Here is a 22791-nt window from a genome sequence, read left to right on the forward strand (position 1 = left end):
AGCTGCCCAGCTGATTGGGCTGGCTGCGACAGCTGCTGATACAATGTCTGTTGGCCAGAAACGGGAGCTTATGCTGTTGCGGCGGTGTCGCGGTGTGTATTAGCACAGGACTGCCGGAAGGGCACAAATTAAATCAAACGGAGGATTGCCAGATGAGCGATTTTGATAATAGAGACGAAGAAGAAAAGAAGGAAACAGGCCTGGAAGAAAATAAGGGCAAGGAGCCTTCGGATAAAAAGGAAGAAAAGACGGATAAGCCGGAAAAGGAATATGAGGATGTTTGTTTTATCTGCAGGCGCCCTGAAAGCAAGGCAGGCAAGATGTACCATCTGCCCAATAATATCTGTGTCTGCGACGACTGCATGCACAGGACTATGGATGCAGTGAGCCAGTATGATTATCAGGGTATGCTGAACAATCCCGAAATGATGAACATGCTGAACAACATGAACAAGGACGGGAAATATCCCAATATCAGCTTTGTCAATCTGGCTGATCTTCAGGGAAACGACGGGATTCCCAACAAGCAGAAGATTAAAAAGAAAAAAGCGAAGGAAAAAGAGACTGAGCCTGTATTCAACATCCATGATATTCCGGCCCCTCATAAGATCAAGGCCAGCCTGGATGAATATGTTATCGGCCAGGAGCAGGCCAAAAAGATAATTTCTGTGGCGGTTTATAATCATTACAAGCGTGTTGTGACGAATACAATGGATGATATTGAGATAGAGAAATCCAATATCCTGATGATCGGGCCCACCGGTTCCGGAAAGACCTATCTTGTGAAAACCCTTGCCAGGCTTCTGGATGTGCCGCTTGCTATTGCGGACGCCACCTCTCTGACGGAGGCCGGGTATATCGGCGATGATATTGAGAGCGTGGTATCCAAGCTTCTTGCCGCGGCGGACAACGATGTGGAGAAGGCGGAACGGGGTATTATTTTTATAGATGAAATTGATAAAATTGCCAAAAAGAAAAATACAACCTCAAGGGATGTGAGCGGTGAGTCCGTCCAGCAGGGGATGCTGAAGCTGCTGGAGGGTTCCGAGGTGGAGGTGCCTGTTGGTGCGAGCAGCAAGAACGCCATGGTTCCCCTTGCCACCGTGAATACGAGGAATATCCTGTTTATCTGCGGAGGGGCATTCCCCGATCTGGAGGGTATCATCAAGCAGAGACTGACAAAGCAGACCTCCATGGGCTTTAACGGGGAACTGAAGGATAAATATGATAAGGATCCGGATATCCTTTCCAAGGTAACTGTGGAGGATTTAAGGAACTTTGGTATGATTCCAGAGTTTCTGGGAAGGCTTCCCATCATCTGCACTCTGCAGGGCCTGACAAAGGAGATGCTGGTCAGAATTCTGAAGGAACCCAGAAATGCCATCCTGAAGCAGTATCAGAAGCTTCTTGCGCTGGATGAAGTGGATCTGCAGTTTGAGGAAGAGGCGCTGGCGGCCATTGCGGATAAGGCCACGAAGAAGGATACGGGAGCCAGGGCGCTGCGCGCCATTATTGAGGATTTTATGCTGGATATCATGTATGAGATTCCCAAGGATGATAACATCGGCAGAGTAACGATAACGAAGAATTATATTGAAGGGACCGGAGGGCCGGCTATCCAGATCAGAGGGGCGGGCTACGCCATCCCGGATAAGCAGGCTGAGGCGGCAGAATAACAGGCGACAGCATCGGAATAGCAACGGCGGCGAAATAATAAGCGGCGGAATAACAGACTGCGGAAAAAGCATGTATGCCGGAAGGGCAAGCGACATACATTGATAAAAATGGTGTAGGGAAGCTTGACGTCTATGGCATCTATGACATGTAAGGAAAAAATATTGTCAGAGGACTACATGGATCTGATTAACTATTTTATTCTTCCGGAAGGCAGCGTGCAGGGAAATGATGATGTTTTCTGCTATATCCCGATTAATGAAAGGTTTCTGTCCATTTATTACAGCAGGGCGGTGCTGCCGCCTTTGGAGGTTTCCAGTTATTTTTACAGATATATCCCCAGGCTGTATGGACTGATGGATTTGTTTGTGCCGGAAGCGCTGGACAGGAATTTCGATCCACAGCCGCTGATACGCAGCGGGATTTCCTTCGTACAGAAGGAGCCGCTGAATCTGACGGGCAGGAATGTTGTCCTTGGATTTGCGGATACGGGAATAGATTACCGGAATCCTGTTTTCAGACGGGAGGACGGAAGCACAAGAATATTGGCCATCTGGGACCAAAGTGTGCAGACCGGCACACCTCCGGATGGCCTTATTTATGGAAGTGAATATACAAGGGAGCAGATCAATGAAGCGCTTCAGCTGGATAATCCGCTGGAGCTGGTGCCTGTTACCGATGATATCGGACATGGTACAGCCATGGCATCCGCTGCGGCGGGAAGTGCGTTGAACGGCGGCATTGATTTCCTGGGAGCAGCGCCGGATGCGGATATTGTGGTGGTTAAGCTGAAGCAGGCGAAGCAGTTTCTGCGTGATTATTATATGACGCCTCCCGGAGTCCCGGCTTATGGGACCAACGATATCATGCTTGCGGTAAAATACCTGAGTTCCTTCTGCATCCCCTTTCATCGTCCGGCGGTTATCTGCCTGGGGGTGGGAAGCAGCTTCGGGGATCATACCGGAAACTCCGCGCTGTCCCAGTACATTTCCACCGTTGGGACACAGATTAACCAGGTGGTGGTGGTGGCAGGAGGCAATGAAGGTAATTCTGCCCATCATTTCAGCGGACATATTGATGGTACCGGTTCTGTCAATGTGGAGATACGGGTGAGTGAAGGGACAAAAGGCTTCCTTCTGGAAGCCTGGGGAAGCGTGCCGGACTTCTTTTCCATTTCCGTCCGTTCGCCGGGCGGGGAGGTGATCCCACCGGTAAGCGGACGGCTGGGACAGAGCCTGGAGTATACCTTTGTGTACGAAAAAACGAGAATCCGCCTGGATTACCAGCCTGTAGAAGCGGAAACGGGAAAGGAAGTGGCAGTACTGCGTTTTGAAAATCCCACCCAGGGGATTTGGACAGTTATTGTCATCCGCGAGGGCGGAAACGGGAGCGGGAATTTTAACATGTGGCTTCCGATAAGGCAGTTTATTAATGGGACTGCAGAGTTCCTCCAACCCAACCCGGAGACTACGCTGACCTCTCCGTCGTTTGCGCAGCCGCCTATGGCGGTCACTGCCTATAACAGCAGAAACAACAGCTTTTATTATAATTCGGGCCAGGGGTTTGGTGCAAACGGTGAAATCAAACCGGATTTGTCGGCCCCGGGGGTGGATATCTCGGTGGCTACAGGCACCATACAGGGTAGAACTGTTGTGGGAACCGGAACGGGAACCTCCCTTGCCGCCGCGCTGACGGCAGGCGCTGCCGCTCAGTTTATGCAGTGGGCGGTTGTGGAATATAATTCGCCATATGCCGGAGGAGTTTCCACAAGGAATTATTTCCTGAGAGGGGCCGCAAGGGACGCGGCTTATACCTATCCCAGCCGCCAGTGGGGGATGGGGAGGCTTGATATGGAAGGCGTATTCAACTGGATTGCCGGAATACCGCCATAAGAGGGACAGATGAAAGATAAGGACAGATTTGGGCGGCGGTGCTGCGGCTTAAATCGGAAAGGTACGGGTGGCCGTATGGTATATGCAGGCATTATCGCGCTGATATTTATCGGGGAACTGTTTATTAAGAACCATGTGGAAAAAAACAGGAAGGACGGGGAAGAGAAGGAGATACTGCAGGGCAGGATATTGTTGAGAAAATATCACAATAAGGGAGCCTGCATGAACCTGGGAGAAAAGAAGAGGAGCGTGGTGGCGGCAGTTTCACTGATTCTGACGGCTGTTCTTACTGTTGTGTTTCTCGTTACCCTTACGGCGAAGGGAAATGCATGGCTGAAGGCGGGGCTGTCTCTTCTGCTGGGCGGGGCGTTCAGCAATACCTATGACCGGCTTAAGCGGAAATATGTGGTGGATTATTTCAGCCTGGGCGTAAAATGGGCGCCTTTGAGAGCTGTGGTATTTAATATATCGGATTTCTGTATTCTTGCAGGTTCGCTGATCGTGGCGCTGACCGGCGGGAATGGAGTGGAATAAGGGGCCCGGACGATAGAAGCAGGGCCTTTGAAAAAAGCGGCGGAGCGGAACTTCGGCCGCTTTTTTTAGTGCGCCGCAGCATGGCGGGGCAATGAAAGAACAGTATAATACGTATGAAATAATGCACAAATTTTCATACATTTTTCTGGGAATTACTACAAAAACGTACAATATGTTAAATGGTTAACCAAAAATAGATTGACGTATTGCAAATTCTTTTTCGGAATGGTAAGATAATTGATGTATTACAAACAGTATAGGAATGTTTAAAAATATGATAATCCACCCGGGAATGATTGTCGGCTTTTTCGCATTCTGCAAAATCAGAGGAGGCAGACATGAGTATGACGAGAAGTGTCAAAACAGCCAGAAACGCGCAGCTTATGAAGCAGGTGAAGAAGCATGTCCCTTTTTACTTCTTCCTTTTGCCGGCGCTCGTTCTGGTTGTTGTATTCTGTTATTTTCCTATGTGGGGTATAGTCATTGCATTCAAGGATTATAAGATGGCGAGGGGGATCCTGGGCAGTGAATGGGTGGGTCTTTATCATTTTAAAAAGGTATTTTCCGATCCGAATTTTTACAGGGTACTGGGGAATACGATTAAAATCAGCATACTGACCCTGGTTACGTCTTTTCCGGTTACAATCTGCTTTGCCCTGCTTGTAAATGAGATCCTGAATATGAAATTCAAGCGGGTGGTGCAGACGATTACCTATATGCCCCACTTTCTTTCCTGGGTTGTTGTCGGGGCGTTTGTATATCAGATGCTTTCTCCCTCCAGCGGTATTATAAATGCGGTGCTGGTTAAGCTGGGAGTCCTGGAGAAGCCCATATTTTTCATGGTACAGCAGAACATGTTTGTTCCCATATATCTGCTGACAAACCTGTGGAAGTCTACCGGCTACAGTATCGTAATTTATCTTGCGACCATTTCGGGAATCGATCCTCAGCTGTATGATTCGGCGGCCATTGACGGCGCTAACCGTCTGCATAAGGTTCTGTACATCACTCTGCCGGCGCTTTTTCCCACGATGTGCACGCTGCTGATTCTGAATGTGGGTTCTCTTATCAGCGTTGGCTTTGATCCGATTTTCAACCTGTATAATGATGCGACCTATCCGGTGGCGGATGTTATTTCCACCTATGTTTACCGGAAAGGTATGGTGGACAGCCAGTATGATCTTTCCACGGCGGTGGGGCTGTTCCAGAATGTGGTCAGCCTTGTGCTGGTGCTGGGTGCGAACTGGCTTGCCAGAAAGGCAAATCCGGATTACAAGATTATTTAGGCCTCAGGAGCCGTCCGGGACAGGAGCTGCGGGCTGCGCAGATCCGGCTGCCCGGAGGCAGGCCGTTGCTATGGGAGGGAGGATGCCATGAATAAGCATGCTTATACTAAGAAAAATAAAATAAAAAAGTCAAAGGCAAGCAGGATATTCGATACCTGTAATGTTATCTTTATGATACTGTTCTGTATTACCATTTTGATTCCTTTCTGGGATATGATAGTCCGGTCCTTTTCCAGGGCGCAGGATATTTCCTACATGCATATTAATTTTTTCCCGAAAGTATGGACGCTGAGCGCCTATCAGTACTGTCTTCAGAATAATGAAATACTTGGCGCGGCCTTTGTATCGGTTGCGAGGACCGTATGCGGCACTGTTTTCCATCTGCTGGTGTGCTGCCTGGCGGCGTATTCGCTCACAAGGACACAGATGCCGTTCCGGAAAATTATCACGGCAGTGCTGCTGATTCCCATGTTTTTTTCAGGCGGCATGATTCCTGCGTATTTAAATATGAAGAATCTTCATCTTCTGAATAACTTTATGGTTTATATCCTGCCCAGCGGGTTCAGCATTTTTAACTGCATTATCATCCGGAATTACTTTTTTTCGGTGGATAAGGGAATGGAGGAGGCTGCAAGCATTGACGGCGCATCCCAGACGAGGATTTTCTTTTCCATTATGATGCCTCTGTCTAAGCCGGTTATCGCTACGGTGGCGCTGTGGCAGATGGTCGGCCAGTGGAATTCCTGGTTTGACAACATGATTTACTGCCGCAGGAGCGCCAGCCTGACAACTCTACAGTACCTTCTGCGCAGAATGCTGGACAGCCTCAACCGGACGCCCGATACCCCTTATGAAATCGAGGCCATGGGAGAAATGGTGGATATGAACCCTGATACGGTAAAGGCGGCCACAACGGTCCTTGTCGTGCTTCCTATCATTCTTGTTTATCCGTTTTTGCAGAAGTATTTTGTGAAAGGAATCATGATTGGGGCCGTGAAGGGCTGACCGGAATTGGGACGCAGTTGCAGCAGAATGCGCGTCGGAACGCGCAGCCGGGAGGCTGTTGGACAGCTTCTTTCAAACTGCTGATTGATGCGGTATTGCAGGAAAATGCGATATCGAGGGAGGATGAGTATGAAAAGAATGGAATTGGGGAGTGTAAGTCTGGATCTGGTCCCCGGGCCGGACAATCCCAGAAACAGTGAGGGAGCGTTCCTGACGCTGCCGGATGGGGAAATTCTGTATGCGTACAGCCGCTATAAGGGAAAGAGCTGTTCGGATGAGGCTACAACGGATTTATGTCTTTTGCGGTCACGGGATGACGGAAGAACCTTCGGCGAGGAGAGCACCATTCTGACCTGCGAGGGTGAGGACGGCGTCAACGCCATGTCTCTGTCCATGATGCATATGGAAAACGGGGATATCGGACTTTTTTACCTGGTCAGGACCACGTATACGCTGCTGCGGATGTTCCTCCGGCGATCCCGGGACGGGGGAAGAACCTGGGGGGAACGGGTGCTGTGCACACCGCAGGAAGGTTTCTTTGTTGTAAATAATGACAGGGTGATACGGCTTTCCAACGGAAGGATACTGATCCCGGCAGCATCCCACAGGTCTGGGCTGCGTGGTGATATGGAGGAAGGAAGCAGATTTTTTGACAGCCGGGCGGAGGATATGTTTTTTTATTCCGAGGATGACGGCGCCACCTGGAAGCCTGCTTCCGGGAAATGCAGCATGCCTTACTCTAACTGCTGTTATTCGGGACTGCAGGAACCGGGAGTTGTGGAACTTACGCCCGGACATCTGTGGGGCTGGGCAAGGACCGATTTGGGGCGGCAGTATGAAATGTTTTCCATGGATTACGGCAATACCTGGACCGCGTGCCAGCCATCCCGGTTTACTTCGCCCAACGGTCCCCTGAGCATGAAAAGGGATGAAAATGGGGTGCTGTATGCCATTTGGAATCCTATCCCACAGTATAACGGGAGAGAAGAGCCGGGGAAGGTTTTCATGGGAGGCAGGACGCCTTATGTGATTGCAGTCAGCAGGGACAATGGACAGACCTTTACGGAGCCGGTGAGCTTTGAAGAGGAAGAGGATCACGGTTATTGCTACTGTGCCATTCATTTTACAAAAGATGCCATGCTGCTGGCTTACTGCGCAGGCGGGCCGGAGGACGGAAGCTGTCTGGCCAAAACGAGAATCCGGAGGATACCGCGTTCCCAGCTGGAGGAAATACGCTGAGCCGCAGGGAGTTTTCATGATTAAGTAACTGAAAATGATTGGGAGGAGGAGAACAAATGAAGTTAAGAGCATTGAAAAAGGGGATTGCATTGGGGGTGGCCTGTATTCTTACGGCATCGCTTGCAGGATGCGGAGGAAATACCGCGGGCGGAAATTCAGGTACGGCGGATGCCCTGGCAACACAGGAACAGGGAAGCGCGGCGGTGGAGTCTGCCGGAGGCGGGGAAACAAAGGACGCGCCTGCGGATATTCCCCAGCCTGACCCGGATGAAAGGTACAGCATCAGCTATACCGGCATGTGGTCGGGAGCGGATTATGAAGACGGATCCTACATAGAAACCATGATTGAGGATGCGCTGAACGTTGACATCACGGTGGAAAAGGCGGAAACCAACGATACCATTGACCTGCTGCTGGCCTCCGGGGAGATGCCGGACTGCGGATGGTTCAACAAGACGGTGAACTGGATGTATGAGCAGGAACTGGCAAGGACGATACCCAGGGCAATGGTGGAATATTACTGCCCGAAGCTGATTGAATATTATGAAGAATTCCCGCTGATGTATGAAATGACGCTGGATCCGGAAAATGAGGATCAGTTCCGGTATCTGACGGGGATCACCTTCCAGTTCGTGGATTATTATCTGCCCAATGATTATTACCGTTATGACTGGATTCTTGACCTGGGCATTGATTTGGGCGTGAATGTGGAGCAGATATCAGATAATATTTATGTGGCTGACGATGGGATTGAACTGAGCAAATTCCTGGAAATTATGGATGCCTTTGTAAATAAGGATCCCAACCATACCGGGGCCAGGGATACGGTGGGCGTTACGGCTCCCAGCCTTACCCAGGGAGTATTTTTCTCCGGCTATGATTTTTACACCGGCGTGAATGATGTAAACGGCAGGGCGGAGCAGTATTATGTGATGGATGAATATAAGGAATTTCTGAAGGGCTTTGCGGATATGTATAAGCGCGGTCTGATTGATCCGGAAATCATCACGGGCGACAGAACCCTGTCCTGGGAAAAAGTGAACAATCAGACGGCAGGCTACTGGATTACCTCCACCAACTCCCTGAATTCCTGGGCAGTGGAACGTCCTCCGCTGACGCTGATTGAAAAATACCCCGATGTGAAAATCCTTGCAACGCCCGGAGTGAAGCCGGACGGCGGTGAAGTGAAGGCCAGAACCAATGAATCCCCCGCTTACGGCAGTTTTTTTGTGAATGCCAATGTGGATGATCAGAAGCTGGCAAAAATACTTCAGTTCCTGAACTACACACTGTTCGGAGATGGTGATCTTGATATCCATGCGTCCCTGTTCTACGGTGAAAAGGGAGTTGACTGGGAATGGGATGAAACCGGGGAAATGCCTGTGAAGCTCAACGTAATGCCTTCCGGAAAGAAGGGAACCTGGACCTTCGGCCAGTACGGACAGGATCGTGACGTAACCAGATGGACCACCTATGAGCCGCTGTTTGTTGCAGGGCTGAAATACTGGTCGGCGGAAGAGAACGGAAGCTGGATGAAGTGGCAGACGATCCCTTATAAATCCGATATCAGGAGTGAGACAGATTATGCAACCATTTCTTCCGAAATCAGCAGCGATGTATGGGCCTATGTGAACAATTACTGTACGGAAGCGGTTCTGGGACAGATAGATGTGGATGCCACCTGGGATGATTATCTGGCGGAGCTGGATCGTATGGGCTATAACAAAATGATGGATGAACTGGAAAAGGTGGAACCGCTGGATGACATTATCGCCAGCTATGGAAAGTAAAAGCGGTTCTTATTGACAGCATGGAGCGAGCGAGAGATGAATATTTATTTTCAGGACATCATGGAAAGAATCCGGATGCACTATAAAAAGATGACGAATACGGAGCGCATTATTGCCGATTTTTTCCTCAGCAATACGGAAAAGATGGAATTTTCCGCCAAGGCGGTGGCTGCCAGGCTGCATGTTTCGGAGCCTGCCATGACCAGATTTTCCAAAAAAATCGGGTTTTCCGGGTATCGGGAATTCCAGTATTTATATGAAATTAATTTTCAGATGGTACAGTGTGATGATGAGGAGCTGCTGCACAGAATCATTGATACCTACCAGAAAATACTGCTGCATTTTGACGGCGGGATTACCAAACAGGTTTATCGGTTCTGCGAATCTTTATCCGAGGCTGCCAGGGTTTATATTTTCGCCCTGGGCAGCTCCGCCTGCGCGGCGCGGGAGTTCAAGCTGCGTTTCATGCGGCTGGGGCTTTTGGTGGAAATTATCGACAATCCGCACCTGATGCAGATGCAGGCGGTGCTTACCAAGCCGGAGGATCTGGTGATCGGCATGAGCATCAGCGGGGAGACGGAGGCAGTGCTGGACGCGCTGCGCACAGCCGGGCTCCATCATACGGAGACGGTGCTGATCACAGCCTGCCGGAAGCAGCATTTCCAGGAGCAGTTCGGACAGATTCTGACGGTCCCGGCGGTGGAAGGGCTGTCTCTTGGGGACAATATATCCCCGCAGCTGCCGTTCCTCATAATTACGGACGTGATTTACAGCCTTTTTATGGGAATGGATTCCAAGTACAGGACGGCGCTTTTTCAGGATACACTGACCGCTATTGGAAAAAAAGAAAGCGGACGGAGAGGGACGGAGGATGAGGTGTGCTGAACAACAGGCCTTGCCCGTATTGACATATTGTTGAAGAGGATTGCCCTGGTTTTCCGAAAATTACCAGAAAATCAGGGCATTTTTCCGACTGCGGAGGGAGGAGAGGGGGGAAGGGATGGACAAGGTTTCCCGCAGGCAGAAGCTTTGCAGAAGGGCGTCTGATAAATCTTACGAAATTTTTGAAACCGGTTGCGAAGAAAAAATGACTGCGATAAAATAAATGGGAAATAATATGGATAAAGCATATTTCGTGTCGGGACACGACGAGGAGGAAAACAATGGAAAACACAATGATTGCTGAAAAGCAGCCTCTGACGGAGGAGTATCTGCAGAAGATGGACGCCTATTGGCGCGCAGCCAATTATCTGGCGGCGGCACAGCTGTACCTGCTGGACAACCCGTTGCTTCGCAGACCTCTTACCCTTGAGGATGTTAAGAAAAAAATTGTGGGACACTGGGGAACAGTGCCCGGACAGAACTTTGTATATACGCATCTGAACCGTGCCATAAAAAAATACGATCTGGATATGATCCTCATTTCCGGGCCCGGGCACGGCGGCAACTTTTTCGTGGCAAACTCTTATCTTGAGGGAACCTACAGCGAGGTATATCCCAATGTGAGCCAGGATATGGACGGACTGAAGAGGCTGTGCAAGCAGTTCTCCTTCCCCGGAGGCATTTCCAGCCATGTGGCTCCGGAAACACCCGGTTCCATCAATGAAGGCGGCGAACTGGGCTATTCCATCGCCCATGCTTTTGGTTCTGTTTTTGATAATCCGGATCTGATCACCGCATGTATTGTGGGAGACGGTGAGGCGGAGACCGGCCCGTTGGCCACGGCATGGCATTCCAATAAATTCCTGAATCCTGTAACGGACGGGGCGGTGCTTCCCATTCTGCATCTGAACGGTTACAAGATCAGCAACCCTACTATTTTTTCCAGAATTTCCCACGATGAAATCGAGAGCTTCTTCCATGGCTGCGGCTGGAAGCCTTACTTTGTAGAGGGTGACGATCCCATGACCATGCACAGGAAAATGGCGGAAACGCTGGATCAGGCAATAGAAGAAATCAAGGCAATCCAGAAAAATGCCAGGGAGAACGGTGATACCGCCCGCCCGTTCTGGCCGATGATCGTCCTGCGCACACCCAAGGGCTGGACCGGCCCTAAGGAAGTGGACGGAACGCAGATTGAAGGCTCCTTCCACGCCCATCAGGTGCCGATTCTGATGGATAAGCCCGAGGAGCACCTGAAGGTGCTTAAGGAATGGCTGGAAAGCTATCATCCAGAGGAACTGTTTGATGAGGATGGCCGTCTGATTCCGCAGCTTCGTGCGCTGACTCCGGAAGGAAACCGCAGAATCAGCGCCAATCCCCATGCTAACGGCGGACTGCTGCTGCGTGATCTGCGCCTGCCGGATTTCAGGGATTACGGGATTGAGGTCCCTGCGCCCGGCTCTGTGGAATCCCAGGATATGATTAACCTGGGCAGCTTTGTAAGGGATATTTTCAAATTAAATGAAGAGACGAGGAACTTCCGCATTTTCGGACCGGATGAAACCATGTCAAACCGCCTGGGCGCCGTATTTGAAGAGACGAACAGGAGCTGGAATGCCGAACAGAAGGAACAGGATGAATTCTTGGCTGCGGACGGAAGGGTTATGGATTCCATGCTCAGCGAGCACATGTGCGAGGGATGGCTGGAGGGCTATCTGCTCACCGGACGCCACGGCTTTTTTGCAAGCTATGAAGCGTTTATCCGTATCATTGACTCCATGGCGGCGCAGCATGCAAAATGGCTGAAGGTATGCAACGAGCTTCCCTGGAGACAGAAAATCGCTTCCCTGAACCTGATTCTTTCTTCTAATGTATGGCAGCAGGATCACAACGGATTTACCCATCAGGATCCCGGTTTCCTGGATCATATCGCCAATAAGAAGGCGGATGTGGTGCGCATGTATCTGCCGCCGGATACGAACTGTCTGCTTTCCTGCTTTGATCACTGCATCAGAAGCAAAAATTATGTGAATGTGCTTGTGACCTCCAAGCATCCCAGGCCGCAGTGGCTGACCATGGAGCAGGCGGTGAAGCACTGCACCCAGGGCGTGGGAATCTGGGAGTGGGCAAGCAGCGACCAGGGCGCGGAACCGGATGTGGTAATGGCTTGCGCCGGCGAAACACCCACGCTGGAAACGCTGGCAGCAGTGACTATTCTGCAGGATGCCATGCCGGAGCTGAAAATCCGTGTTGTGAATGTGGTTGACCTGATGAAGCTGCAGTCCGCATTCCAGCATCCGCATGGCCTGAGCGATACGGACTATGATGCGTTATTTACGAAGGATAAACCTATCATATTTGCGTTCCATGGCTATCCGACCATGATCCATGAGCTGACCTATTACCGTACCAACCGGAACCTGCATGTGTACGGCTATCAGGAGGAAGGGACGATTACCACGCCTTTCGATATGCGCGTACAGAATGAAATTGACCGCTATCATCTGGTGCAGTCGGTGATCAATAACCTGCCCCAGCTTGGAAACAAGGGATCCTATCTGCTGCAGAAGATGCGCGACAAGCTGGTGGAGCACAAGCAGTATATTGCGGAATACGGACAGGATCTGCCGGAGGTGCGCGACTGGAAATGGCATACGCCGTTCGGAAGATGATATAACAGTCCTGCCAAAACAGCGTTACTTTTTCTTTACAAAAGCATAACAGTACTTTGATGTTAGAACTGCCCTTTTCCGGGTAGAATAAAACTGCGGGGATATTTGATTCAAATGGAACTGACTTTTTTATCCGGAAAGGGGTTTTTTCATGAAATTTACACAGAATTCAGTGAAAAAAAGAATGGGATTGCTGGGGCTGGGCTCTGCGGTGCTGGTTGCGGCCGCCGCCCTGGGGATGCATGGGTTCCAGATCTTGGGAACGGAAGCGGGACAGGAGGCGCGGCTTGAAGGACAGGAGTCACAGCTTGAAAGCGGCGCGGAAAGGGATGCGGCCGGGACTGGGGAGAATGCGGTTTTGGATGCGTATCCGGAGGAAGAGTTCTTTGAGACGGAGACGGATATGACGGAGTTTGAGGGGAAGCTGGAGGATATTAGGGCCTGATAGGGCCTGGGGGATGCAGAGCCGAAGGCACAGGAAGGCTGCGGTTATCAAAAAAGAATGTATGCCTGGCGGCAGGACGAAAAAGGAGGATGCCTTTAGCGGGGCATCCTCTTTCTGGATTTACAGACTTAATTTATGTCCAGTATAGACCTGGCAAAATCCTTCTTTTTTTCCAAAGAACCCTGACGGGAGATCATAATCCGCTGTGCCTGCGGACTGCCTGCTCCATGCATGGATTCTGTCAGATAACCGACTGCCGCTGATCCGAGAGTCAGATTTTCAATAAGACGTAATATTTTAAGGCGGTCAGAGGTAGAAAAAGAGGAGGAAGCGGCCAGGTATTTTTCAATGAAAGGCGCTGTTTCAGGATTTGTGCGATCTTTTTCTGAAGGTGCGGTAACCATCAGTCCTCCGGCAATATCCTGTGACAGTCTTGCAATTTCATACGGAAAGCGAGTGACATTCTGTTTACAGACATTCGCCAGCAGCGTATCTATATCATAGATACCACTGGGAGTCTTATGCCCTTCACAGGAGCAGGCAATTCCGCAGGCATAAAGGGTTTCATTCAGGTGTATCATCTCTATCAGCTTATCCTTTATATGTGATGCCTTTGCAACGCCGTTGGATTCGGCGGCAAGAGCTGTGGCTCCAATCAGCACATCTCCAACGCCGGCCTTACATCCGCCGTAGCTCTGTCTGTGGTAGCCCGCGAAACGTTCTACCAAAAGGCCTGCATATTTTGTCTCACCATCCATGAAAATTCTTTCATTGGGTACAAAAACATCATTGAAGATAGTAAGCGCCTCAACACCCCCGAACCTGCAGTTGCCGGCATCGCGGCAGGAATCTTCAAGCTTTCTGGTATCACAGCTTTGTCTGCCTATAATCATGGTGATACCTTCGGTATCGGTCGGGACGGCAAAAGATACGGCATAATCCCGATCTTCCTCTCCAAGGGCAATGGTAGGCATAACAAGTACCTCATGTGAATTGCAGATACCTGTCTGATGTACTTTTGCACCTCTGACGATAATCCCATCAGCGCGTCTATCCACAACCCTCAAATACAGATCCGGATCCGCCTGCAGATGAGGAGGAAGACTTCTGTCACCCTTTGGATCAGTCATAGCGCCGTCAACTGTTAGATCTTCCTCCTGGCAACGAATAATAAATTTTTTGAATCGCTCGTTATAATTGGTGCCGTATTTCTGATCAATATCATAGGTCGTGCTGTATACAGCATTCATGGCATCCATGCCCACACAACGCTGAAAACAGGACGCGGTTTTCTGACCGAGAACACGCTGCATTTTAACTTTGTTTATAAGATCATCAGTATTTTGGTGCAGGTTTGTAAAACGGTTTATTATTTTGCCTGTTAAAGGGGAAACAACGGTCATCAGTTCTTTGTATTCCGCATCTTGAGCAAGATCATAGGTCATTTTTACAGAATTAAGCGCAGGCTGCAGCATAGGATGCCCAACAGCTGTTTCCAGTTCTTCGCCCAGGCAGAAAATATGCATTTTCATGCGTCGGATGCTTTCAATATATTGTTCACCTGTCATCATAGTGTATATTACTCCTGTCTTTATTCTTCCAAAGCTGATATATAAGAAATTCCGAATTCATCCAGCTTTCTGGTTACGGAAAGCTCAGGTAGTTCCAATATGGCTAATTCGGCAAGATACTGTACTTCGCAGCCGGGTTCCATGTGACCTGTATAAACCCGTTTGGAGTCTGAGACGGTAAGATGGAAGTGTGGCTCGCCATTTATAATAAGTCCCTGAGCACTGCCAAGTTCAATGGGATCTGTGTAGGTAAAATATTCATTAGTAGGAAGATCCTCCAGTGTGGTAATCGCATGAAGCTTTGCACATCTTAAGGATCCTATAGCTGATACTAAAATGCCGTTCCTAACATTCAGACGATTGATTTCCGACTGGACGGAGGACAGAATATCTTCGCCCTTTCCCAGATGGATAATTATTATTCTTCCGATTTCATTTGTTGTAAATGTGTGCATGGCAATCCCTCCCGATAAAATATAGTTATATTAAAATATTAAAAGCATATTGTTTAAAAGTCTGTCTTATTTTTGTCCTGTTATTTTTATTTTTTGTTTTCCTCTCTTTAGCAGGGAACAATAACCGTTCATTTAGAAACTGTTGGCAAAGCTGCGGCAGGAGTTGAAAAAAACATTGTTTTCCACTACAATAGAAAGGTAGCATGGCAACAAATATGAAGGAGATAAGATGGCTGATAATTGTACCATTATTAGGATGCTTGTTGAAGACAATATATACGGCAGTGTTGTTACGCATGGATTTGCAATCTGCAATCACTGGCATAATGAAATGGAGTTTATTTATCTGGATAAGGGAAAACTGGACATTGATGTAGACGGCAATATGTACAGTGTAGTGGAAGGGCAAATAATGATTGTCAGTTCCAATGCCATGCATGCATATATGAAAACCGAGCCGGGTACTGTGATATGGGTGGCAAAGGTATATTTGAAAAACATACTGAGCTATCTGGATACAAAAGAAAGATTAACGGAAATTTACAGGAATACTCTGATTATAAAAACTACGGATAAGATGAAAAGTATTTTTAAGGAGCTTATAAATGCCCAATATGGCAGGATGAATGAATGTTATTCCGGAATAAAGGCATCAGAGCTGACGATAGAAATATTAAGCAATAAAAATACCATCAAGCAGTATATTCCGACAAAAACAGTTGAAAACACAGAAAATATTTATAAAATGCAGCAGTTTATGGAAGATAATCTCCACAAGGATATTACATTAACCATGGTGGCGGATTATCTTGGATTCAGTACAGCTTACTGCTCTAAATATATTAAAAAGAAAACGAATCTAAATTTTCTGGATTATGTGAATTCTATTCGGTTGAGAGAGGCGGAAGAACTGCTTCAGACATCGGAAATGTGTATCACCGATATAGCATATACTACCGGATTTAAGAGTATTCAGTGCTTTAACCGTATTTTTAAAAAGCACAGGGGTGTGACACCCAGTCAATATAAAAAGAGCTTGAAAAGCAAAAAGTAAATTAAAACGGACAAAAAATGAGTGGAATGCGGCTTTATATTTGTGTATATTTTCAGCATGAACAGGGGAAATGAAACAAAGAGCTGGCATATTCACGAATTGTTTTTTGTGCAGTGCTTGCAATATGTTTCTTGAAACGGGCAGGCACTGTTTTTTTGTCCATTTTTTGGAGGAATGTATGAGACTTTGGAAGGATAATAAAAATCTATGTATGCTGATGGACGGGATGCTGTTACGTATGATGCCATGGGGGATGAATTCTCTCAGAGTTGTCATGCAGCCAGCTGGTTCAGAGGATGAAAGAAACTGGGCGCTGACAGAGGCGGTGCCGGATGCGGAACCGGAGATTGGGATACAGGAGTGTGAATTAAAAGCACCGTGGGAGGAGCAGGGGCAGACAGCTCAGTGTGGATACATGGAAAATGGACGTATCCGGGGGGAAATCAATCCGGAAGGCTGGATATGTTTTAAAGATTGTACCGGTAAAGTATTATTGCAGGAATATTGGAGAAACCGGAACCGTCTGGAACGCTACGCTGTTCCGCAGGATACCTCTGCCAGAGAATTTAAGGCTGTACAGGGGGCAGCGGAATATAGGCTGACAGCAAGATTTGAAGCATATGAAGATGAAAAAATTTATGGTTTAGGCCAATATCAGGAAACAAATCTGAACAAAAAAGGTGAAATTCTTGACCTGGAACAAAAAAATACGCAGTGCAGTATCCCTTTTTACCTGTCAAGCCGTGGTTATGGTTTTCTATGGAATAATCCGGCTATCGGGAAGGTGATATTTGGAAATAACAGAACAGAATGGACTGCAGAACGGACAAAAAAACTTGATTATTATATAACCGCGGCTGAAACACCGAAAGAAATACTCAGACAGTTTACACAGGCCGTAGGCCGTTCTCCCCTGATGCCTTCTTATGTGCTTGGCCTGTGGCAGTCAAAGCTGCGTTACAGGAATCAGGAGGAAGTGCTGGCAGTAGCCAGAGAATATAAAAAGCGTCAGGTTCCTGTTGATGTCATAGTAATAGATTTTTTCCATTGGACTAAACAGGGAGAATTTCGATTTGATCCGAAGGACTGGCCGGATCCGGAAGCAATGGTAAAGGAACTGGAGGAATATGGTATCAAAGTTATGGTATCGGTATGGCCTACGGTAGATGCAGGTGCGTCAGGGAAAAAGGAAATGGAGGACAAGGGTTATCTTGTTAGAAATGACCGGGGACTCCAGATACATATGAACTGGATGGGAGAAACCCGATTCTGGGATCCGTTTTCTTCAGAGGCCAGAGAATTTGTCTGGAACCTGTGCAGAAAAAATTATTATGATAAGGGAATCAGAATGTTTTGGCTGGACGAGGCAGAACCGGAATATGGCCCTTATGATTATGACCTTTTCAGGTATCAGGCAGGACCTGCACTGGAGATAAGCAATTATTATCCGGTATTGTATGCCAGGACGTTCTGGGATGGAATGACAGGCAGCGGCCAGAAACGGGTAATGAATCTGATACGCTGTGCGTGGGCGGGAAGCCAGAAATACGGGACGCTGGTCTGGTCGGGAGATGTACACTCATCATTCCGGGCGCTGAAGGAGCAGGTACAGGCAGGGATAAGTATGGGAATTGCCGGAATTGCGTGGTGGGCAACCGATATCGGTGGATTTTTAGGCGGTTATCCGGGGGATAAAACATTCAGAGAGCTATTGATCCGCTGGTTCCAATGGGCGGTTTTCACTCCGGTGCTCCGGATGCATGGTGCGAGGCAGCCCTTTGAAAAACTGGAAGAGGAATTCCGAAATGGGGTAAAACAGTTTACCAGCGGACAGCCTAACGAAATATACAGCTACGGAGAAGAGATTTACGGAATTTTATTGAAGTATGTATTAATCAGAAAAAGCCTTGAAGAATATCTTACAGATTTAATGCAGGAAACGCATGAGACCGGAATGCCGCTTATGAGGGCTTTGTTTTTGGAATATCCTGAGGATCCTGAGTGCTGGAATGTAAAGGACGAGTATTTGTTTGGGCGGGATATTCTCGTAGCGCCGGTTACGGAGGAGGGACAAAGGGAAAAAATGGTTTATTTCCCGGGGAATGAAAAGTGGACAGCGGCTTCCGGTAAAGAGGAATATTCCGGAGGAACCAGTGTGATGGTGGATGCGCCTGTTGATAAGATCCCTGTATTTATCAGAAACGGCGCAAAGATTGAATTTGATTTATAAAAGAAAGGAGTGTTACAGGTGAAAAAAAATGTCAAGGAAGGAATTGCCGGTTATTTGTTTTTGCTGCCCTGGTTAGTCGGTTTCTTTGGTCTTACATTGATTCCGATGATTGCATCACTTTATTTTTCATTTACACAGTATGATATGCTGACACCGGCTATCCCTGTGGGATTGAAAAATTATGAATCCCTGTTTGCAGACGGAAGATTTATAAACAGTTTAAAGGTAACCTTTAAATATGTTATTGTCAGCGTACCTCTGCAGCTGGCCTTCGCCCTGCTGGTTGCCCTGATGCTTAAGAAAAACAGGCGGGGAGTGAAGGTTTACCGGGCAATGTATTATCTGCCGTCCTTATTTGGGGGATCGGTTGCAGTATCTATTTTGTGGAGGCAGCTGTTTAACAAGGAAGGCGTATTTAACCAGATTCTTGCTGTTTTTGGAATTGAAGGAAAGAACTGGATTGCAACGCCCTCATCTGCCCTGAATACGCTGATTGTCCTGGCAGTATGGCAGTTCGGCGCATCCATGGTTATTTTCCTGGCATCACTGAAGCAGATACCGGAGGATTATTATGAGGCGGCAACGCTGGATGGGGCGGGTAAAATAGCGCAGTTTTTCAGAATTACGCTTCCGCTGCTTACTCCAATGGTATTTTTCAATATCGTCATGCAGGTTATTAACGCTTTCCAGTCGTTTAACTCCGCGTATATTATCAGCAATGGTTCCGGCGGACCGCTGGATTCCACCTTGTTCTATTCACTGTATTTGTATATTAAGGCATTTAACCACTTCCAGATGGGATATGCATCCGCGATGGCCTGGATATTGCTTCTTATTATTGCAGTTGTAACCGGACTGATGTTTCTGTTCGCTAAATTCTGGGTATTTTATGATGATTGATGGGAGAGGCAGGGTATGAAAAGAAAAGTTGGAAATGTATTTTATCATGTATTTATTATTACGTTCGCATTGTTAATGCTGTACCCTCTGCTGTGGATGATCAGTGCTTCTTTTAAGGATACGCTGGAAATTTTCCAGGGAACCCATTTTTTGCCTGAGACCTTTAAAACGGATAATTACTCACAAGGCTGGCAAGGGCTGTCAGGCGTTACCTTCGGAAGATTTTTTATGAATTCTTTTCTTATTGTTATTGTAGCCATGATTGGGAATCTGTCTTCCTGTCTGCTGGCGGCAAATGCGTTTGCCAAAATCAAGTTTCCGCTGAAGGGATTTTGGTTTGCACTTATGATGGGAACGCTGATGCTTCCCATGCATGTAAAGCTGATTCCACAGTATATTATGTACAATAAACTCGGCTGGATTAATACTTATCTGCCGTTAATGGTGCCGAAATTCCTGGCCACGGAGGGTTTCTTTGTATTTCTGATGACACAGTATATGAGGGGGCTGCCGAAAGAAATTGATGAAGCGGCTATTTGTGATGGCTGTGGACAATGGCAGCGTTTTATCCGTATTACCGTCCCGCTATCCGTACCTGCAATTGTAACAACAACAATTTTTACCTTTATCTGGACCTGGAATGATTTCTTTTCACAGATGCTGTACATAACGGGAATTGAGAAATTTACTGTGGCACTGGCGCTGCGTCAGTTTGTGGATGCTACAGGGAACAGTTCCTGGGGCGCGTTGTTTGCCATGTCAACCTTATCATTGCTTCCTTTGTTCCTGATGTTTGTTTTCTTCCAGAATTATCTGGTGGAAGGAATAACTGCGGGAAGTATTAAAGGATAAGCGGCAGGCAAACGTAAATTATATTTAAAACCGTGCAATCTGACAAACGGATTGCTTTATAATACGGTTCAAAAAAAATAATACGGGAGGTTTTTAGTATGAAACACAACAAAATGTTAGCGGTGCTTCTTGCGACAGTAATGGCATTAACAGCCGTAGGATGCGGAAGTAAGGCAACGACGGAAAATCCGGCGCCGGCAGCTGAAAGTAAGGCAGAAGGAACGCAGGCGGCCGAAACTGAGGCAGAAAAGCCGGCAGACGGGGAAAAGGTGGAAATCCGCTTCTCCTGGTGGGGTGATACCAAGAGGAATGATATGTACAATGAGATCTGTGACAGATTTGAGGCGGAGAATCCCAATATTAAGGTTATGAGGGAGCCTATGTCATGGTCCGATTACTGGACCAAGATGTCAACACAGGTTGCCGGAGGAAATGCTCCCGATATGTTTGGAATGCATCCTCAGTATGCTGCTGATTATGCACTTCGCGGCGCTTTGCTGGAGATTCAGCCCTATGTGGATAATGGCACCATTGATTTGTCAAAATTTTCAGATGCAATTATCGACAGCGGAAAATATAAAGACAAGCTTTATATGGTTTCCATGGGGGTGAGCTTTACCTGTTATCTTGTAAATAATGAGCTGGCCGAACAATATGGTGTTACGCTTCCGGCATACAATGAGGACTGGACATGGGCTCAGTTCCAGGAGGAAGCTAAGAAGTTTACGGATGCGGCAGCAGGTACAGGAATTTATTTCTCAGGAGACAGCTCCGCTGATATCAACTGCTTCCGTTGGGCATCAAGAGAGGCGGGCGGAGATAACTATACCGCGGATGGCCAGCTTGGGTTTGAAGAAAAAACTGTGGTTGACTTCCTGGATATGTGGAGCGCCCTTAGGGAGGAAGGAGCCATCCCGGATGCGGCAACAGCTTCTGAAGATGGTTCCCTGGCTCTGGAGCAGAGGCTATTTTCATTAGGTAAAATGGTTCTTCATAATGTTCCGATAAATCAGCTGTATTTATATGCAGATGCAATGCCTGACAATAATATTTCGGCAATCAGAATTCCCACTGCGGATGACGGAACCCGTGCGGAATATCTTGAAGGCGCACATTTTGCGATATCTTCCAATATTGATGAAGCCCATCAGGAAGCGGCTGCAAAGCTGATTAATTTCTTCGTAAATACAGAGCAGTCAATGGAACTGTTTAAGATGGATCAGGGTGTGCCGGCTAATTCCGATATGGCAGAATTTATTAAGCCTCTGTTGGATGAACCCAACCAGAAAGCAATTGATTTTGCACTGGCACTGATGCCTCTTTGTGACACAGCAACACCGGCGGCAAAGGGAGCAAGTGAAATTGCAACAGCCTATCAGACTGCTGCCGATAAGGTAAGATATGGACAGGAGGATTCTGCTACAGCTGCTGCGGCATTTATGAAAGAAGCGAATTCTATTTTGGAAGCAAATAAAAATTAACCGGAGGAAGCTATGAACAGCGAAGACAAAGAATTACTCAAACTTTTTGAGCCACTGCGTGTGGCGGATGTAAGAGATGGCATGGATTGGATGGGATATCATCATTATGGGACTCTTGATTATAAAATCAGGCCCCTGTACCGGACAAGAGCCGTTGGGATTGCTAAAACGGCCAGATATCTTCCTTACGAAGGTCCGGATCCGAAGGTGATCGGAGATGAATATACCCAGTGGTCCAACTGGTACTATGGAAATGTATGTATTTATCCCTGGTTTGATGAAATTGAAGAAGGAAATTTTGTGGTCCTTGACGTATCCGGTGTGGATGTGGGGCTTATGGGTTCTGAAAATGCGCTGGGAGCTAAGATTAAGGGGGCCAGAGGCTTTCTGACAAACGGCGGCGGAATCAGAGATACTGATGAGGTCATCCAGGAAGAAATTCCGGTCTGGAGTTATTTTGTATCACAGAAAATGGATCAGGTCAGGCTGCAGTATGATGCAAAGGATGTTCCTGTTGCAATCGGCGGCGTAACAATCAGACCCGGAGATATTATTGTTGCAGATGGCGACGGTGTGATTGCCGTGCCCAGAAAGATAGCAAAGGATGTGGCGAAATACGCTCACAGAGAATTATTCAATGATAAAAATGCCCGTCGGGAAAAATATGAAAAGCTTGGCTGGGAACTGGACGAAAGCGTCGTTAATAATCAGGAAAAGTTTGAAGGGTAATGAGTTGTAAGAACGGCTTTTCGTAACAGATAATTACCTCCTCTGCCGGGAACGGCGGGGGGGGGTTTTAAATCGGAGCCCTGTGCCAAAGACGGAGGGA

The 22791-nt window shown here is 47.7% G+C and carries 18 protein-coding genes; 16 read left to right on the forward strand and 2 right to left on the reverse strand.

Annotated elements, in window-relative coordinates; all coding sequences use genetic code 11:
• Positions 1 to 152: 152 nt before the first annotated feature.
• The 10 genes from clpX to DXC51_RS20505 all read left to right on the forward strand — a co-directional run bounded on the left by clpX (position 153) and on the right by DXC51_RS20505 (position 13419).
• Positions 153 to 1676 (forward strand): ATP-dependent Clp protease ATP-binding subunit ClpX, encoded by a 1524-nt coding sequence (clpX, locus tag DXC51_RS20455; protein WP_021639004.1) that lies wholly within the window; start codon positions 153 to 155, stop codon positions 1674 to 1676.
• 132 nt (positions 1677 to 1808) lie between these two features.
• Complete coding sequence (locus DXC51_RS20460) at positions 1809 to 3566, forward strand: S8 family peptidase (RefSeq protein ID WP_021639005.1); 1758 nt, start codon at positions 1809 to 1811, stop codon at positions 3564 to 3566.
• A gap of 9 nt (positions 3567 to 3575) precedes the next feature.
• The gene (locus DXC51_RS20465) at positions 3576 to 4100 is read left to right on the forward strand and encodes a signal peptidase II (RefSeq protein WP_021639006.1); all 525 of its coding nucleotides are present in this window, start codon (positions 3576 to 3578) and stop codon (positions 4098 to 4100) included.
• A gap of 338 nt (positions 4101 to 4438) precedes the next feature.
• Positions 4439 to 5386 (forward strand): ABC transporter permease, encoded by a 948-nt coding sequence (locus DXC51_RS20470; RefSeq protein WP_021639009.1) that lies wholly within the window; start codon positions 4439 to 4441, stop codon positions 5384 to 5386.
• An 87-nt stretch (positions 5387 to 5473) separates the two neighbouring features.
• A complete protein-coding gene (locus tag DXC51_RS20475; RefSeq protein ID WP_021639010.1) occupies positions 5474 to 6391 on the forward strand; it encodes a carbohydrate ABC transporter permease in 918 nt (305 codons plus the stop codon).
• 129 nt (positions 6392 to 6520) lie between these two features.
• On the forward strand, positions 6521 to 7630 hold the full coding sequence (locus DXC51_RS20480; RefSeq protein ID WP_117545285.1) for a sialidase family protein: 1110 nt from the start codon (positions 6521 to 6523) through the stop codon (positions 7628 to 7630).
• 56 nt (positions 7631 to 7686) lie between these two features.
• Positions 7687 to 9420 (forward strand): type 2 periplasmic-binding domain-containing protein, encoded by a 1734-nt coding sequence (locus tag DXC51_RS20485; RefSeq protein ID WP_117545286.1) that lies wholly within the window; start codon positions 7687 to 7689, stop codon positions 9418 to 9420.
• A gap of 36 nt (positions 9421 to 9456) precedes the next feature.
• Positions 9457 to 10305, forward strand: coding sequence for a MurR/RpiR family transcriptional regulator (locus DXC51_RS20490; RefSeq protein ID WP_021639013.1), 849 nt, complete (start codon positions 9457 to 9459; stop codon positions 10303 to 10305).
• Between the two features lie 278 nt (positions 10306 to 10583).
• On the forward strand, positions 10584 to 12974 hold the full coding sequence (locus DXC51_RS20500; RefSeq protein WP_021639015.1) for a phosphoketolase family protein: 2391 nt from the start codon (positions 10584 to 10586) through the stop codon (positions 12972 to 12974).
• A gap of 151 nt (positions 12975 to 13125) precedes the next feature.
• The gene (locus DXC51_RS20505) at positions 13126 to 13419 is read left to right on the forward strand and encodes a hypothetical protein (protein WP_117545288.1); all 294 of its coding nucleotides are present in this window, start codon (positions 13126 to 13128) and stop codon (positions 13417 to 13419) included.
• Between the two features lie 128 nt (positions 13420 to 13547).
• Here the strand turns inward: DXC51_RS20505 and DXC51_RS20510 are convergent, their stop codons facing one another.
• Both DXC51_RS20510 and DXC51_RS20515 read right to left on the reverse strand, forming a co-directional pair.
• The gene (locus tag DXC51_RS20510; protein ID WP_102287614.1) at positions 13548 to 14990 is read right to left on the reverse strand and encodes a 4-hydroxyphenylacetate 3-hydroxylase family protein; all 1443 of its coding nucleotides are present in this window, start codon (positions 14988 to 14990) and stop codon (positions 13548 to 13550) included.
• A 20-nt stretch (positions 14991 to 15010) separates the two neighbouring features.
• Entirely contained in the window at positions 15011 to 15445 is a 435-nt protein-coding gene (locus DXC51_RS20515) for a PPC domain-containing DNA-binding protein (protein ID WP_102287615.1), read from the reverse strand.
• A gap of 229 nt (positions 15446 to 15674) precedes the next feature.
• Between DXC51_RS20515 and DXC51_RS20520 the strand changes: the two genes are divergently transcribed.
• The 6 genes from DXC51_RS20520 (at position 15675) to DXC51_RS20545 (ending at position 22691) form a co-directional block, all read left to right on the forward strand.
• Positions 15675 to 16499: a helix-turn-helix domain-containing protein gene (locus DXC51_RS20520; RefSeq protein ID WP_117545289.1), complete on the forward strand. Its 825-nt coding sequence runs from the start codon at positions 15675 to 15677 to the stop codon at positions 16497 to 16499.
• Positions 16500 to 16677: 178 nt separating this feature from the next.
• Positions 16678 to 18729 carry a glycoside hydrolase family 31 protein gene (locus tag DXC51_RS20525; RefSeq protein ID WP_117545301.1) on the forward strand — a complete coding sequence of 684 codons (2052 nt, stop codon included), beginning with the start codon at positions 16678 to 16680 and terminating at the stop codon, positions 18727 to 18729.
• 18 nt (positions 18730 to 18747) lie between these two features.
• Positions 18748 to 19629 carry a carbohydrate ABC transporter permease gene (locus DXC51_RS20530; protein WP_242991311.1) on the forward strand — a complete coding sequence of 294 codons (882 nt, stop codon included), beginning with the start codon at positions 18748 to 18750 and terminating at the stop codon, positions 19627 to 19629.
• Positions 19630 to 19644: 15 nt separating this feature from the next.
• Positions 19645 to 20481, forward strand: a complete 837-nt coding sequence (locus tag DXC51_RS20535) for a carbohydrate ABC transporter permease (protein ID WP_117545290.1) — start codon at positions 19645 to 19647, stop codon at positions 20479 to 20481.
• Between the two features lie 98 nt (positions 20482 to 20579).
• Positions 20580 to 21962 carry an ABC transporter substrate-binding protein gene (locus tag DXC51_RS20540; protein ID WP_102287618.1) on the forward strand — a complete coding sequence of 461 codons (1383 nt, stop codon included), beginning with the start codon at positions 20580 to 20582 and terminating at the stop codon, positions 21960 to 21962.
• Between the two features lie 12 nt (positions 21963 to 21974).
• The gene (locus DXC51_RS20545; RefSeq protein WP_102287619.1) at positions 21975 to 22691 is read left to right on the forward strand and encodes an RraA family protein; all 717 of its coding nucleotides are present in this window, start codon (positions 21975 to 21977) and stop codon (positions 22689 to 22691) included.
• Positions 22692 to 22791: the final 100 nt, after the last annotated feature.

This window comes from Eisenbergiella massiliensis, assembly GCF_003435485.1.